This window comes from Streptomyces sp. NPDC002867, assembly GCF_053591895.1.
This window is the reverse complement of record NZ_JBSFUR010000034.1, coordinates 25,523-38,780: the sequence shown is the minus strand read 5'-3', so window position 1 is coordinate 38,780 and position 13,258 is coordinate 25,523. Positions and strand designations below refer to the sequence as shown.

The following is a 13,258-nucleotide window of genomic DNA, read 5'->3' as shown; positions in this document are numbered from 1 at the left end:
TTGCGCGGGGCCGGGCACGGGGACGTGCTAGGCGCCGATCTTCTGCTTGACCTGGGCCAGCGACGGGTTCGTCAGCGTGGAACCGTCCGGGAACAGGACGGTCGGCACGGTCTGGTTGCCGCCGTTGGCCTTCTCGACGAAGGCCGCCGACTCCGGGTCCAGCTCGATGTTGACCTCGGTGTACGCGATGCCCTCGCGGTCCATCTGGCTCTTCAGGCGGCGGCAGTATCCGCACCAGGTGGTGCTGTACATCGTCACAGTGCCCTGCATCGTCTCTCGTGCTCCTCAGCTCGCGGGTGCGTGTTCACCTCGCCCTAGAACGTAAGCGACCGGCCCGGCGATTCCCGAGCCTGCGGACGAGGGTGCCGGGGGCGCGGGTGCCGGGGGCGGGAGGCCGGTGCCGGCGGGCATGCGGCCCTGTGCCGGTTCGTACGACGAATACCGGGCCCCTGTGGACAGCCGCCACACCCGCCTCCCGGGACCTGGCAGCATGGCGGGGTGACAGCAGCAACGCACTCCTCTCTTTTCCCGCAGGTCCCCGAGTCGGCCGACGCGGTGCTCGACGGGCTCGACCCCGAGCAGCGCGAGGTGGCGACGGCCCTGCACGGCCCGGTGTGCGTGCTGGCCGGCGCCGGCACGGGCAAGACGCGCGCGATCACCCACCGCATCGCGTACGGCGTCCGCGCGGGGATACTCCAGCCCGCCAGCGTGCTCGCGGTCACCTTCACCAACCGGGCGGCCGGTGAGATGCGGGGCCGGCTGCGCCAGCTCGGCGCCGGCGGCGTCCAGGCCCGCACCTTCCACTCCGCGGCCCTGCGCCAGCTGCAGTACTTCTGGCCGAAAGCCGTCGGCGGCGACCTGCCCCGGCTCCTGGAGCGCAAGATCCAGCTGGTGGCCGAGGCCGGCGCTCGCTGCCGCGTCCGCCTCGACCGGAACGAGCTGCGGGACGTGACCAGCGAGATCGAGTGGGCCAAGGTCACCCAGACCGTGCCCGCCGACTACCCGGCCGCGGTCGCCAAGTCCCTGCGGGAGGCTCCGCGCGACCCGGCGGAAATCAGCCAGATCTACGCGATGTACGAGCAGCTCAAGCGCGACCGCGCGGCCATCGACTTCGAGGACGTGCTGCTGCTCACGGTCGGCATCCTCCAGGACCGGCACGACATCGCCGAGCAGGTCCGCCGCCAGTACCAGCACTTCGTGGTCGACGAGTACCAGGACGTGAGCCCGCTCCAGCAGCGCCTGCTGGATCTGTGGCTCGGGGACCGGGACAGCCTGTGCGTGGTCGGCGACGCCAGCCAGACGATCTACTCGTTCACCGGCGCCACCCCCGACCACCTGCTGAACTTCCGCACCCGCCACCCCGACGCGACCGTGGTCAAGCTGGTCCGGGACTACCGCTCCACACCCCAGGTCGTGCACCTGGCCAACGGACTGCTCGGCCAGGCCCGCGGCCGCGCCGCCGAGCACCGGCTCGAGCTGGTCTCCCAGCGCGATCCCGGCCCCGAGCCCGCCTACGTCGAGTACGGGGACGAGCCCGCCGAGGCCGAAGGCACCGCCCGCCGCATCCGCGATCTGATCGCCGCGGGCGTGCCGGCCGGCGAGATCGCCGTTCTCTACCGGATCAACGCCCAGTCCGAGGTCTACGAGCAGGCCCTGGCCGACGCGGGCGTCCCGTACCAGCTGCGCGGCGCGGAGCGCTTCTTCGAGCGCCAGGAGGTCCGCGAGGCCGGGGTCGCCCTGCGCGGCGCCGCCCGGGCGGGGGCCAACGACTCCTTGCTCGACGACGCGGAGGACCTGCCCTCCCAGGTCCGGGCCGTACTCTCCACGAAGGGCTGGACGACCGAGCCGCCCGCGGGATCGGGCGCGGTGCGCGACCGCTGGGAGTCCCTCGCGGCACTGGTCCGCCTCGCCGAGGACTTCGCCCGCGCCAAGCCCGGCGCCACGCTCGCGGATCTCGTCACCGAGCTCGACGAGCGCGCCGCCGCGCAGCACGCCCCCACGGTCCAGGGCGTCACCCTCGCCTCCCTGCACTCGGCCAAGGGCCTGGAGTGGGACGCGGTGTTCCTGGTCGGCCTGACCGAGGGCATGATGCCGATCACCTACGCCAAGACCGACGAGCAGGTCGAGGAGGAGCGCCGGCTGCTCTACGTGGGCGTCACGCGCGCCCGGCTCCACCTGTGCCTGTCCTGGGCGCTGTCCCGCGCGCCGGGCGGCCGCGCCTCCCGCCGCCCGAGCCGCTTCCTGAACGGCCTGCGTCCCGGATCGGCCGCGCCCGGTAGCCGCGGGACCGGTGGCGCGGGCGGTGTCGAGCGCGGCAGCGGCGGCAAGCGCAAGCGGCGCGGGCCGGTGTTGTGCCGGGTCTGCGGCAAGACCCTCACCGATGCCGGTGAGATGAAGCTGATGCGCTGCGAGGACTGCCCCTCGGACATGGACGAGGCCCTGTACGAGCGGCTGCGCGAGTGGCGTTCCGACCGCGCCAAGGAGCTTGGCCAGCCCGCCTACTGCGTGTTCACCGACAAGACACTGATGGCGATCGCGGAGGCGGTGCCGGGCACCGAGGGCGAGTTGGCCGGCATCTCCGGGGTCGGCGGCCGCAAGCTGGAGCGCTTCGGCACCGATGTTCTGGCCATCTGCGCAGGTGAGGAGCCGATGGGGGCCGACGAGGAGGACTGATGCAAACTCGTCGAAAAAATAGTTTGCGCCCGCCCAGGCAAGCCCCATAGGTTCTTAACCACGCGAACGGCGGCTTCTCTGAAGCCCTGTCCTCGTGCTGTACTTATCCGAATACCGCGACCGGCTCGCCCGGTCCCCGAGACGCCGAGAGGAGGCGATTCCAGTGATCAGCATCAAGACCAGCTTCGTCAGCACCGCCAAAATGACCGATCGCTCGGCCGCCTCCGCCTGCTCGCTCGGCTTCTCCTCGGCGTTCATCCGCACCGGTATGTCCGGCGACTTCGCCGTGCTTCCCGTGTCCGGCCTGGGCGGCCTCCCCGTCCTGGAGCGCAATGAGCGACCGACCAAGGCACTGGAAGCAGGAGTAGCAGCGGCAGAGGCTCGGGCCTATGCCTTTGCGGCGGCCAGTGCCGAGACCCAGCAGCAGACGACGCACCACCACTCGATGTGGGCCTTCCGTGGGCTCGAACCCTGGAGTGATCCAGCCTGATCCAGCATTAGGCCGGCGCCTTCAGGGCCGCGGAACCCCACCCGGGATCCGCGGCCCTTCTGTTTTCCCCAGCGGGATGACAGAGCGAAGGGGCCTCGGGACCAGAAGCACCCGGTACCAACAGCCAACCGGCCGACCGGCCGGCACGACAGACGAGGAACAACACACCGTGCAACTCGAAGCGCACGCCCCGTCCGTACCGCCTTCCCAGCCGATCTCCCCGCCCGCCCTTCCCGAGGACTCCACCTTGACTCCCCTCACCGCGCTGACCGCGCTCGACGACGCCATCGAGAACCTCGGCGTACCCGTCCCCTGCCGCTCCTACGACCCGGAGGTCTTCTTCGCCGAGTCGCCGGCCGACGTCGAGTACGCCAAGTCCCTCTGCCGTACCTGCCCGCTGATGGAGGCCTGCCTCGCCGGCGCCAAGGAGCGGCGTGAGCCGTGGGGCGTCTGGGGCGGAGAGCTCTTCGTCCAGGGTGTCGTCGTCGCCCGGAAGCGGCCGCGTGGTCGCCCGCGCAAGAACCCGGTCGCGGCATGAGCACCGCAGGAACCATCGACCGACCCCTCACGCACGATCCCCATAAGCAGGCCCCGATGACCTCTTCCGCCAGCGAGCCGTCAGGCTCCGCCACCCCAGCTGTCACCACCATCGGCGCGAACGCCTCGCGTCAGAACAGGACTCGCGAAATGCAACTCATCCCAGAAGCCCTGGCTCGCGCGCATATGGACGAGCGCCGGCGCGAAGCCGATGCGGAACGCCAGGCCGTGCGCCTGGTCGCCGCCCGGCGGATGCAGCGCCGCGCCGAGCGCGTGTCGATGCGCGCCCGCCGCGCACTGGCCATGGCCGTCATGAACTGACGGCACACGCTGTCCCCGCGGGGGCCGGTCCGAACGGACCGGCCCCCGCGGTGCGTTGCCCGCGTGGACGGCCAGGGGCGGCGGTATCGTCGCGAGGTGGACCAGGACAAGACGCCGCAGCCCGGACAGCAGGGCGCGCCGGCACCGGGCGCGGAGAGCACCGTGTGCTCCAGATGCGGTGCGACCGCCGAGGGGACGCCCGCGACTTGGACCTTTTCCGCGGAGAACGGGGTCCGCCTCTACCTCTGCGAGGACTGCGCACGGGCCAACATCAGGGCGATCGAGGGCAGGCTCGACTCGGCCTGGTGGTGACCCGCGCGCCGGCCCCGGCCGCCACGCGCCGGCCGGTCCTCCGGTCAGCCCTGTGCCTCGAGCGCCACGTCCGCGCCGGGTCCCTCCTGCTCCCCGACCGCCTCGTGGGCGCCGCCACCCTCCTCCGGTTCGAGGAACCCGGGCAGCCAGTCCTCCAGCTCCTCCCGCAGCCGCACCGACGCGTTCAGCTGGCAGAGCACGCCGATGGTGCTCAATGTCACACGGTGTATCAGCAAATACGCGGGCGGCAGGTTGAGCTGCTTGCCCAACTGGTGTGCCGGGGAGCGGATGTCGGCGATCCGCGCCGCCTGCGTGCGCATCCAGCCACGGGTGAAGGTGAACTCCTCCGCCTCCGCAGGCTCGATGATCGGCAGCAGGTACTCGAGCACTGCCTCCGGGTCGAGCTCGATCGTCTCCTTGACGAAGCCCTCCTCGCACAGCATCCGGTAGACGGCCTCGGCCTCGCCCGCCAGCGTCATCCGCAGACATTCGCCGATGGGGCGCGGGAGCCCGCCCGGCAGCCGGTCCACCGTGCCGAAGTCCAGCACGCCAAGCCGCAGGGGCTCGCCCTCCTCTCCCGGAAGGAGCCGGAAGTTTCCCGGGTGGGGGTCGGCGTGCAGCAGTCCCGTACGGGCGGGGCCCGAGAAGAGGAACCGGGACAGCAGCTGGCCGGCGCGGTCGCGCTGCTCAGGTGTGCCGTCGGCTATCACCTCGGCCAGCGGTATGCCGTCGATCCACTCGGTCACCAGCACCTGGTCGCACTGGTGGACCACGTCCGGCACGACCACATCGGGATCGCCTGCGAACTCCGCCGCGTGCTCGCGCTGTGCCTGAGCCTCCAGCTCGTAGTCCAGCTCCTCCGAGACCCGGTCGCGCAGTTCGGCGATCAGGGGCTTGATGTCCATCCCCGGGACGAGGGGGCCCAGGAGCTTGGCGAAACGGCTCAGCTGGGTGAGGTCCGACAGCAGGGCGTCACCCGCGCCCGGGTACTGCACCTTGACCGCGACCTCGCGCCCGTCGTGCCACACCGCCCGGTGCACCTGACCGATGGAGGCGGCGGCCGAGGGCTTGTCCTCGAAGCTCAGGAAGAGCTCGCGCCACTCCTCGCCCATCTGCTCCGCGAGCACGGCGTGGACGGTGCGCGTCGGCATCGGCGGAGCGGCGTCCTGCAGCCTGGTCAGTGCCGCACGGTAGGGGCCGGCGACCTCCTCGGGCAGCGCCGATTCGAAGACGGACATCGCCTGCCCGAACTTCATCGCGCCTCCCTTCAGCTCGCCGAGCACCTTGAACAGCTGCTCCGCCGTGCGCTGTTGCAGTTCACGGGCCACGATCTCCGCGGACTTGCCGCCGATCCGCTTGCCGAGTCCCCACGTGGCACGGCCGGCGAAGCTCAGCGGCAGTGCGGCCAACTTCGCGGTACGAGTGACCGCCTTCCGGGGAAGATCAGACATACGCCCCTCCAAATCCCAGCCGGCGTGCCGCATCTGCCTTACGGCGTCGCGCCGTTGACGGCGGTTACCCGGCCATTGTCTCGTGTGTCGGACCGATCCCCGAGGTGTCTCTGCTCTCAGTCCTGCCCGCGGCACCGCACGGGCAGTCCGCGTGGGGCGCGATCCGCTCGGACCGCCACTGCGCCGAGGGCAGCGACACCTCCCAGCGGGCGTCGGCGCTCGCCGGCAGGTCACCGTCGAGGAAGGACAGTGCGTGACAGGCTGCGAGCCCGGCGACCACGGTGGCCAGCGCGGCGTCACAGGCCGAAGGCACCGCCCTGCGCCGCCCCGAACGCCACTGCGCGAGCAGTATCGACCGGGCCGGATCGCGCTCGGTCCGGTCCCGCTCCAGGCAGGTGGCGCAGGCCGTGCTGCCCGGCACCACCAGCGGCCCGACCACACCCGTCGCCTCCACAACCCCCGCGTAGAGATGGGGAATACCGGCGGCGACCCAGTCCTCGGCGGGCAACGGGTCCGGTGCGTAGGCACCGAGCCCGTCGCGCGGGGCCACCACGACGAGACAGAGCGCCGGCTCGCCGCCGCCCGGCTCCGCCACCTCCGCCCTGCGCGGAGCGCGGTCGGGCGCCGAGCGGCGGACGAGCCGCCGGGCTGACGCGTCCCGCCGCTGCCCGATGTCCTCGGCGGCCAGTCCGCCGGGCACGACGTCCGCCGGCTCGGTGAACCCGCCGTCCAGGACCTCGACCCGCCCCACCCCCGCCGCCGACAGCGTCGCCGCGATCAGGGCGCCGACGCGTCCGGCGCCGCGCACCTGGATCCGTATGGCCCGCCGCGCCGCCAGCCTCCGCATCGCACCGCCCGGCTCGGGGTGGACCACGGACAGGGAGGCCAGGTCCGGACGCAGCCGGTCGACGGCGTCCGGCCTCCTGCGCAGCGAGTCCGCGGCCGGTCCGCCCGCTTTCGGGTCGTCCAGGAGCCCCGCGGCCGCCAGCCGGCCGACCAGCGCGTCGGCCCGCCCGTCCGGCAGCCCCCTCGTGCGCGCCTCGGCACGCAGGAGATCCAGTCCCCGGGTGCCGTCCAGCAGGTCGATGAGCGAGCCGGTCGCGGTGTCCAGCGGCCCCACCGTCACCGCATGGGCGCGTGTCACCCCGACCTGCACGGACTGGCGGTCGCGCCATGCCCGCCGCAGGGCAGGCTTCATCATCGGATGCATATCCGTCCCCGTTCCCCGTTGAATTTCCTGGTCTTCCCTCTTCGGACCGCTGTCAGAATGCCCGTCCGCGCCGAGGCGTGTGAAAAGTTGTCCACAGGTGCGGGGTGTTAGTCGTTCAAATCGTGCAGCCATGGAGTGGATCAAGCGAGAACCGTCCCCGAGTCGGGACTTCCCGTACTGACAGCGGGTAACGTCGGGGCGTGCCCGTCGACCCTTCCCCGCCACTCACCGGGGAGAACTCAGCGCGCGGCGCGGGAACCACGCGAAACGCCGGTCGTCACCCGCACCGCGGGCCCGTCACGAGTGCGGTCGAGGTCCGCAGGAGCGCCCGGCGCAGCAGAACGGTCTCCGCGTACCGCGAGGGCGACCGCACCATCGTGCTGATTCCCGCCCGGATGTCCGAGGCCGAGGAGCGCCGGTGGGTCGGCGTGATGCTGGACAAGCTCGCGGCGCAGGAGAGCAAGCGCGTCCTCGGCGACAGCGAACTGTACGAGCGTGCCGAGCGGTTGTCGGAGCAGTACTTCGACGGACGGGCAAGGCCGACCTCCGTGCGATGGGTGACGAATCAGAACACCCGTTGGGGCTCGTGCACTCCGGCCGAGGGCAGCATCCGGCTCTCGCACCGGTTGCAGGGCATGCCCGAGTACGTCGTCGACTACGTGCTCGTCCACGAACTCGCCCACCTGCTGGTCCCCGGGCACGGGCCGCGCTTCTGGCGGCTGCTGGAGGCCTATCCCCGTACCGAGAGGGCCCGCGGCTACCTCGAAGGTGTCGTCGCCGCAGGCCGGCTGCCGCACCTCCCCGCCGCACGCGAGGAGTGAGCGCCGCCGGGGCGCGCGGAGCGGCGGCCCGGTGCGATGTGAGGCCGTCAATGTCCCGTTCCGGATCGGGTGTCGACGGTCCTGTACCGAATGTGTACCGGCTTGGCTCAATGTCGCCGCAAGCGGTTAGCCTGGCGCGACGCATTCGTATTTCGGGATGGGGGACGGTCGTAACGCATGGCCAGGGAATTCCAACGGGGCCACAAGGCCAAGATCAGTGATCTGACGCCGGGAACGGATCTGTACGTAGGTGTGCAGATCGCTGCTCCTGGACTGACCTTCGACATCAGCTGCTTCGGCCTCGACGCGAACGAGCAGCTCTCCGACGACCGGTACTTCATCTTCTTCAACCAGCCGAAGTCGCCCGAGGAGTCCATTCAGCTTCTCGGCGCGCAGGCCGGTGACACCGAGTCGTTCCGCGTCACTCTGGACCGCATCCCGGCGAGCATCCACAAGCTGTCCTTCACCGCCACGATCGACGGCGCCGGGCAGATGTCGCAGATCGGTCCGGGTCACATCCGGATCGTCGCGGGCGGCGAAGAGGTCGTCAGGTACGCCTTCAACGGCTCCGAGTTCAGCACCGAGCGCGCGGTGATGCTGGGCGACTTCTACCTCAAGGACGTGTGGCGGTTCGCCGCCGTCGGCCAGGGCTTCGACGGCGGCCTCGAGGCGCTGCTGAAGAACTTCGGGGGAGAGGTCGCCGAGGAGGAGCCCGCACCGCAGCAGCCGCAGGCCGCCGCGCCCTCCTTCGCCCCGCCCGCGGCCCCTGCCGCGCCCGCGCCCGCCTTCGGTGCTCCTCAGGCCCCGCAGGCTCCCCAGCCCCCGCAGCCCGCCCCCGCCTTCGGGGCCCCCGCGGCCCCGGCTCCCGCCCCACACGCCCCCGCACCGGGGCCGCAGGTGCACGCCGCTCCGACCATGGCGGCACCCATGGCGCCCCCGGCCGGCACCGTGCCGCCGCCGGCGCCGTCCCCGTACGGCCAGCCGCAGCCCCAGCAGCCGCAGTACGGCCAGGTCCCGGGGCAGGTCCCCGGCCAGATTCCCGGACAGGTCCCGCCGCCGGGAATGCCGTACGGCCAGCCTGCCCCCGGTCCGTACGGCCAGCAGCCCGGTATGCCCCAGGGCGCCCCGCAGGGAGTCCCCCAGGGCGTGCCGCAGACCGGCGCCGGCCTCCAGTCGGCCCTCCAGCCCTACCGCGAGACGCCCACCGGCCAGCGCTGGACCCCGCAGAACCAGCAGATGATGCGGGTCGACCTCACCATGGGCGGTACGCCCGTGCTCGCCCGTCAGGGCAGCATGGTCATGTACCAGGGCAAGGTCGACTTCAGCTACAAGGGCGCCGGTTTCGCCGGCCGTGTCGTCGGCAACGCCACGGGCCAGGAGATGCAGCTGATGCGCTGCAGCGGACGCGGCCAGGTCTTCCTCGCGGAGAACGGCGCACACCTGCACTCGATCGAGCTGCAGGGCGACGGCATCTGCGTCTCCGCCGAGAACGTGCTCGCCTTCGACGAGTCGCTGCAGCACGAGGTCCGGCGCATCGAGGGCCACGGCATCCCCGGCGGCGCGCTGTTCACGATGATGTTCCAGGGCACCGGCACCGTCGTCGTCAAGACGCACGGCGTCCCCGTCGTCCTGCCGGTCACGCCCACGACGTTCGCGGACAGCAACGCGATCGTCGCGTGGTCGGCGGCCTCGCAGGTCATCCTCTCCAGCCAGGTCCGGCTGCGCCGCAACGCCTACCCGGGACACAGCGGTGAGACCGTGAACCTCCAGTTCCGGGGTGCCCCCGGCAACTTCATCGTCGTCCAGCCCTACGAGGTCTGAGGGAGCCCGGATCATGAACCAGCAACTCGCGGGCTTCGCCCCGACCCCCGTCGCGGCCCGGATGGAGAACCACGGCCGCACCATGCTCAAGGTCGCCATGGCCACCGGCCAGGACCTGTACGCACGCACCGGCTCCATGGTCGCCTACGAAGGATTCGTCCAGTACGAGCCCAACCCGCCCGCCGTCCGCCAGATCGCCTCCCAGTGGGTGACCGGCGAAGGCGCGCCCCTCATGAAGTGCTCCGGCGACGGGCTGCTCTACCTCGCCGACTACGGCGCCGACGTCGTCGTGATCAACCTCAACAACGACTCGCTCTCGGTCAACGGCACCAACCTCCTGGCCTTCGACGCCCACCTCCAGTGGGGCGTCGAGAAGGTCAAGGGCCTCGCCAAGTTCGCCGGACAGGGCCTGTGGAACGTGGAGGTCGCCGGCACCGGCTGGGTCGCCCTCACCTCCCGCGGCACGCCCATCGTCGTCGACTGCGGCCGCGGGGAGGACGAGACGTACGTCGACCCGGACGCCCTCGTCGCCTGGTCCCCGAACCTCAAGGTGAAGGGCAAGCGCAGCTTCAAGGCCTCCTCACTGATCGGGCGGGGCAGCGGAGAGGCGTACCAGATGGCCTTCTCGGGCCAGGGCATCGTCGTCGTACAGCCGAGTGAGGACAGCACCGACCGCCTGCGGATCCGGGGCTGAGGGGGAGCGAGAACACACCATGCAGAGTCCGCTTTTCGGCTACGCCGAGCAGCAGTCCCAGGACCGCTACGTCGTGCAGAACCCGCAGCTGCTGCGGGTCACCCTGACCGGGCACGACGACATCCTCGCCCGCAAGGGCGCGATGGTCGCCTACCAGGGACTGGTCGACTTCGACGGCGAGTACCAGACGAGCAGCCAGCGCAGGGCCCGCGCCAACACCGGTGAGGGCCTCGACCTGATGCGCTGCTCGGGCCAGGGCACCGTCTACTTCGCCAATCTCGCCCAGTACGTCCACGTCGTCGACGTGGACCAGGAGGGCATGACCGTCGACAGCGCCTATGTGCTGGCGCTCGACTCCACGCTGCACACCGAGGTCATCGCGGTGGACAGCCAGTACGGCATCTCCGGATCCGGCAAGTACCAGCTCAACGTCTCCGGCCGGGGCAAGGTCGCGCTGATGACGTCGGGCCAGCCCCTGATGATGCAGGTGACGCCGGACAAGTACGTGAACGTGGACGCCGACGCCATCGTGGCCTGGTCCTCCGCGCTGCGCGTGCAGATGCAGGCCCAGACGCACTCCTCGAACGTGCGCCGCCGCCGCGGCAACACCGGGGAGGGCTGGGAGCTGAGCTTCCTCGGGCAGGGCTTCGCCCTCGTCCAGCCCAGCGAGGTCATGCCCCCGCAGAACGCGGACCTCGGGCAGGGCCTGCGCGCCCAGTACGGCGTGGGCCAGCACGGCGCCCAGGCGCAGAACCAGAACAACGCCTGGAACTGACGAGGACATGCGTAAGGGGCGGTCGCCGTCCCCTGCCTTCGGCGGGGAGACCCCAAGGCGACCGCCCCTTACGCGCAGGTGCTACAGCGCGGCCCGCGTGCGCTCCAGGAGCCGCACGACCGAGGCGTCGGCGACACCCGCCACCTCGTCGTAGGCGAACCAGCGCAGGTCCAGTGACTCGTCGCTGATCGCGGGGGCGGCACCGGCCGGGGCCAGTGCCGCGTACTGCACGTCCAGGTGCCAGTGGCACGGCGCGGGGATCGCGTGCCGGTCGAGGGTGACCGGGCCGCCGGGCAGCAGCGACAGCCCCGGGATCCCGGACTCCTCCGTGGCCTCGCGCAGCGCCGCCGCGGCCAGGGTCGTGTCCTGCGGCTCGCAGTGGCCGCCCATCTGCAGCCACATGCCGAGCTTCCGGTGCAGCGTCAGCAGCACCCGCCCGCGCTCCGGGTCGACGACCAGGGCGCTCGCGGTGAGATGACCCGCACCGCAGGACTTCCACATCCCGTCCGGATGCGCCGCCAGATGGTCCAGATACGTCTGCCGCAGTGCGGCCTGGCCGTCCTCGCGGGCCTCGTAGCCCTTCAGCACGAGGACGGCGTCGTCGTGGAGGCTCACTTGTCGGTGTCGTCCTCGCCGCCGGCCGGTCCTTCGGGCTTCTCGCCGGACTCTCCCGGCTTCCCCTGGGCGGCGTCCGGCTTGTCGAGGTTCGGCGACGTGCGGCCGCCGGCGGCCTCGCCGAGCATCTTGTCCAGCTCGGAGAAGTCCAGCTGCTCGCGGTGCACGAAGCCGTCCGGGTCGTCCAGGTCGGTCGCGGTCGGCAGCATGTCCGGGTGCTCCCACAGGGCGTCACGCCCGTCGACACCGCGCGCGTCCGTGAGCGAGGCCCACAGCCGCGATGCGTCCCGCAGCCTGCGCGGACGCAGCTGCAGCCCGATCAGTGTGGCGAACGTCTGCTCCGCCGGGCCGCCGGACGCGCGGCGCCTGCGCAGCGTCTCGCGCAGCGCGCCCGCGGACGTGAGACGGGTCGAGGCGGCCTCGTGGACCACCGCGTCGACCCAGCCCTCGACCAGCGCGAGGGCCGTCTCCAGGCGCGCCAGGGCCGCCTTCTGCTCCGGGGTGTCCTCCGGCTGGAACATGCCCTGCTGCAGCGCCTCCTGCAGCTGCTCGGGGTGCGAGGGGTCGAACTGGCCGACCACGTCCTCCAGCTTGGACGTGTCCACCTTGATCCCGCGGGCGTACCCCTCGACCGCTCCGAACAGGTGCGAGCGCAGCCACGGCACATGGGCGAAGAGCCGCTGGTGGGCCGCCTCGCGCAGCGCGAGGTACAGCCGCACCTCCTCCTTCGGCACGCCGAGGTCCTTGCCGAGGGCCTCCACGTTCAACGGGAGGAGCGCGGCCTTGCCGGCCGGGCCCAGCGGCAGACCGATGTCGGTCGAGCCGACCACCTCGCCGGCCAGGACGCCGACCGCCTGCCCGATCTGCTGGCCGAACATCGCCCCGCCCATGGAGCGCATCATGCCGATCAGCGGGCCCGCCATGGCCTGCATCTCCTCGGGCAGCACGTCGCCCATGGCGAGACCGACGCGCTCGGCGACCGGGTCGACGAGCTGCTGCCACGCCGGAAGGGTCGCCTCTACCCACTCCGCGCGGCTCCACGCCACGGCCGTGCTCGCGCCCGAGGGCAGCGAGGTCGCGCCGTCCAGCCACAGGTCGGCCAGCCGCACGGCCTCCTCGACCGCGGTGCGGTCCACCGGGCCGACGCTCGCGTCCTTGGTGCCGTCGGGCGTGCCCTGGGCCACCGTCTGGCGGGCGATCTGCTTGGCCATGTCCCAGTTCACCGGGCCGCCCTCGTAGCTCAGCATCTGGCCGAGCTGCTGGAACGCCGCGCCGAGATCGTTGGGGTTCAGCGAGCCGAACATGGCGGCGAAGGGGTTGTCCCCGCCGCCCTCGCCGAAGCCGAAGCCGAAGGGATTGGACGGGGACCCGCCGGAGCCCTGGCCACCTCCGGCGGGATTCCTCTTCTTGCCCTCGTCGCCGTTCTCCGGCTCCTCCGGCGGAAGGCCGAATCCGAATGGGGTGTCACTCACGGGTTTCCTCGGCTCGTAGGGCCACCGGCTTTCCGCCGGCGGCGACTGCCCGACAACACCACCCAG

14 protein-coding genes are annotated in these 13,258 nt (G+C 71.6%); 9 read left to right on the top strand and 5 right to left on the bottom strand.

All coding sequences use genetic code 11. The features are described from left to right. Positions 1-27: 27 nt before the first annotated feature. A complete protein-coding gene (locus tag ACWD0A_RS26025) occupies positions 28-270 on the bottom strand; it encodes a mycoredoxin (protein ID WP_177150610.1) in 243 nt (80 codons plus the stop codon). Positions 271-498: 228 nt separating this feature from the next. On the opposite strand from ACWD0A_RS26025, the gene ACWD0A_RS26020 reads away from it, so the two are divergent. The 5 genes from ACWD0A_RS26020 (at position 499) to ACWD0A_RS26000 (ending at position 4,333) form a co-directional block, all read left to right on the top strand. Further along, entirely contained in the window at positions 499-2,673 is a 2,175-nt protein-coding gene (locus tag ACWD0A_RS26020) for an ATP-dependent DNA helicase UvrD2 (RefSeq protein WP_451301864.1), read from the top strand. Positions 2,674-2,836: 163 nt separating this feature from the next. Beyond that, positions 2,837-3,163 carry a hypothetical protein gene (locus ACWD0A_RS26015; RefSeq protein WP_451301862.1) on the top strand — a complete coding sequence of 109 codons (327 nt, stop codon included), beginning with the start codon at positions 2,837-2,839 and terminating at the stop codon, positions 3,161-3,163. A 169-nt stretch (positions 3,164-3,332) separates the two neighbouring features. Beyond that, positions 3,333-3,701 carry a WhiB family transcriptional regulator gene (locus ACWD0A_RS26010; protein ID WP_177150607.1) on the top strand — a complete coding sequence of 123 codons (369 nt, stop codon included), beginning with the start codon at positions 3,333-3,335 and terminating at the stop codon, positions 3,699-3,701. Beyond that, the gene (locus ACWD0A_RS26005; protein WP_451301860.1) at positions 3,698-4,021 is read left to right on the top strand and encodes a hypothetical protein; all 324 of its coding nucleotides are present in this window, start codon (positions 3,698-3,700) and stop codon (positions 4,019-4,021) included. The genes ACWD0A_RS26010 and ACWD0A_RS26005 overlap by 4 nt, the downstream gene beginning before the upstream one ends. Positions 4,022-4,117: 96 nt before the next feature. Next, a complete protein-coding gene (locus tag ACWD0A_RS26000) occupies positions 4,118-4,333 on the top strand; it encodes a hypothetical protein (protein ID WP_451301858.1) in 216 nt (71 codons plus the stop codon). A 44-nt stretch (positions 4,334-4,377) separates the two neighbouring features. Here the strand turns inward: ACWD0A_RS26000 and ACWD0A_RS25995 are convergent, their stop codons facing one another. Together ACWD0A_RS25995 and ACWD0A_RS25990 are read right to left on the bottom strand one after the other, a co-directional pair. Then, entirely contained in the window at positions 4,378-5,784 is a 1,407-nt protein-coding gene (locus tag ACWD0A_RS25995) for an ABC1 kinase family protein (protein WP_451301856.1), read from the bottom strand. A gap of 64 nt (positions 5,785-5,848) precedes the next feature. Continuing rightward, positions 5,849-6,994 (bottom strand): TOMM precursor leader peptide-binding protein, encoded by a 1,146-nt coding sequence (locus ACWD0A_RS25990; RefSeq protein ID WP_451301854.1) that lies wholly within the window; start codon positions 6,992-6,994, stop codon positions 5,849-5,851. Between the two features lie 200 nt (positions 6,995-7,194). Between ACWD0A_RS25990 and ACWD0A_RS25985 the strand changes: the two genes are divergently transcribed. The 4 genes from ACWD0A_RS25985 to ACWD0A_RS25970 all read left to right on the top strand — a co-directional run bounded on the left by ACWD0A_RS25985 (position 7,195) and on the right by ACWD0A_RS25970 (position 11,105). Further along, positions 7,195-7,815, top strand: a complete 621-nt coding sequence (locus tag ACWD0A_RS25985; protein WP_307713510.1) for a M48 metallopeptidase family protein — start codon at positions 7,195-7,197, stop codon at positions 7,813-7,815. A 177-nt stretch (positions 7,816-7,992) separates the two neighbouring features. Further along, positions 7,993-9,636, top strand: coding sequence for a TerD family protein (locus tag ACWD0A_RS25980; RefSeq protein ID WP_451301851.1), 1,644 nt, complete (start codon positions 7,993-7,995; stop codon positions 9,634-9,636). A 13-nt stretch (positions 9,637-9,649) separates the two neighbouring features. Continuing rightward, complete coding sequence (locus ACWD0A_RS25975) at positions 9,650-10,330, top strand: AIM24 family protein (RefSeq protein WP_177153534.1); 681 nt, start codon at positions 9,650-9,652, stop codon at positions 10,328-10,330. Between the two features lie 19 nt (positions 10,331-10,349). After that, positions 10,350-11,105 carry an AIM24 family protein gene (locus ACWD0A_RS25970; protein WP_307713508.1) on the top strand — a complete coding sequence of 252 codons (756 nt, stop codon included), beginning with the start codon at positions 10,350-10,352 and terminating at the stop codon, positions 11,103-11,105. Between the two features lie 81 nt (positions 11,106-11,186). Here the strand turns inward: ACWD0A_RS25970 and ACWD0A_RS25965 are convergent, their stop codons facing one another. Continuing rightward, the gene (locus ACWD0A_RS25965; RefSeq protein WP_451301849.1) at positions 11,187-11,720 is read right to left on the bottom strand and encodes an NUDIX hydrolase; all 534 of its coding nucleotides are present in this window, start codon (positions 11,718-11,720) and stop codon (positions 11,187-11,189) included. Beyond that, positions 11,717-13,192, bottom strand: a complete 1,476-nt coding sequence (locus tag ACWD0A_RS25960) for a zinc-dependent metalloprotease (protein WP_451301847.1) — start codon at positions 13,190-13,192, stop codon at positions 11,717-11,719. Before ACWD0A_RS25960 ends, ACWD0A_RS25965 begins: the two co-directional genes overlap by 4 nt. Between the last annotated feature and the right edge of the window lie 66 nt (positions 13,193-13,258).